Annotated in this window: 1 protein-coding gene and 1 pseudogene; one reads left to right on the top strand and one right to left on the bottom strand. The window is 27.3% G+C overall.

From position 1 onward, the window contains the following. Window positions 1-333, bottom strand: a pseudogene (locus AJ932_RS09930) (type VI secretion system baseplate subunit TssG); the annotation flags it as partial. A gap of 29 nt (window positions 334-362) precedes the next feature. On the opposite strand from AJ932_RS09930, the gene AJ932_RS09925 reads away from it, so the two are divergent. Further along, on the top strand, window positions 363-1,595 hold the full coding sequence (locus AJ932_RS09925; RefSeq protein WP_070261061.1) for a DUF5710 domain-containing protein: 1,233 nt from the start codon (window positions 363-365) through the stop codon (window positions 1,593-1,595). Window positions 1,596-1,598: the final 3 nt, after the last annotated feature.

Below are 1,598 nucleotides of genomic sequence, written 5' to 3'. Positions count from 1 at the left end.
TGAAGAATAGTTGATTTTAAGATATAAATCAACACAAAATTCATTATTTGTTAAAAACATTATACTATTTTTTAAATCATCGTGTTTGGTTCCATTGGGCATAAATTTAACCGCTTCTTGATATGAAATATCCTTTATATAGATCGCTATTTTGTTTTGATAAGAGATAAATTTATCGCCTAATATAAAATTATTTCCTAAAATATTGTTCTTTATTCCTAAGTTATTTTTTTGCGAATTTGAAATTAAAATTTGATGGGGTAAATTTTCAATAATTGATAATTTATCCTTAAGTTTAAAATTGACTTGTAAAACTCTTTCAATGTGTGTTTTAATATTAAAGGAAACTAAAAGGATATACGATGCCACAAAAAAGAATTTATCTTTATGTTCCATTTAAAGACAAAGAAAAAGTAAAATCATTAGGGGCAATGTGGGATGATAAAGAAAAAAAATGGTTTGCTCCAAAAAGCTTAGATAAAAATATTTTCTCACAATGGTTTTATCCGCACCAAAATAAAGAATTTTCATTTGATGAAAATGAAGTTTTAACTACTTTTAAATCTGCTTTAGAAAATCAAGGTTTAATTATTGATGGTTCACCTATCATGGATGGCAAAATCCACAGAGTAAAAACAACAACAGATAAAGGCAGAGAAATGAGTGGAGCTTATAGTGGATTTTTAGATAAATACCCCGCTGGTTTTATTCAAAATTTTAAAACAGGTATTAAAGAAAATTGGAAAATGCCTTTAGAAAATGCAAAACAAAACATTGTAAGTTATCAAACTCCTAGTCAAAAAAGATTACATAATTCTACAAGCAATAATACGAAACAAGACATTTTAGAGCTTCAGCAAAAAACAGCATTAAAAATTGAAGAAGAATATAATCAAGCTAATTGGGCTCATTCAAATCATCCTTATTTAAAGAAAAAAGGTTTTAGTGAAAACTTTTATCTTAAGCAGGATAACAAAGGTTCTTTACTTATTCCCTTAAAAGATGAAAATGGCAAATTATGGTCTGTGCAAAGAATATTCCCAAATGGTGATAAAATTATTGGTGTAATTAAAACTAAAGAAGAAAAAGAGCAAGGCATTGAATATTCTGCAAAAAAATCTGGATGTTTTCACCTAATAGGTGCAAAAAACCTAGAATATTGCAAAGAATTTATCATAGCAGAAGGCTTTGCTACTGCTGCAACTATATACAAAGCACTCAATAAGCCTGTAATAATGGGTATAGATGCTGGAAACTTATCAAAAATCGTTGAAACCCTAAAAAACAAATTTCAAAACACTCCTATTACCTTAATAGCCGATAATGATAAAAAAAGAGAATTAAAAGGACTTTCTAATGTCGGGGTGGAAACTGCAAAAGAAATTCAACAAAAATTTTCAGATATTAAAGTTATTATTCCAAAAATCAGCAATCAAGAAGCAGAACAAGGAATAAGTGATTTCAATGACATTTTTTTAAATAAAGGGCTTGATGAAGTCAAAAAACAATTAAATTTCATTGATTTTCATAATAAACTTAAAGCTTTTAAATCTATGGAAAAAACACAACCTGAAAAAGAGATAACTAGACAATAATAG

Origin of the sequence: Campylobacter sp. BCW_6873, assembly GCF_001762365.1 — a bacterium.
GTDB classification, from domain to species: Bacteria; Campylobacterota; Campylobacteria; order Campylobacterales; family Campylobacteraceae; genus Campylobacter_D; species Campylobacter_D jejuni.
This window is presented reverse-complemented; position numbering and strand designations above follow the sequence as displayed.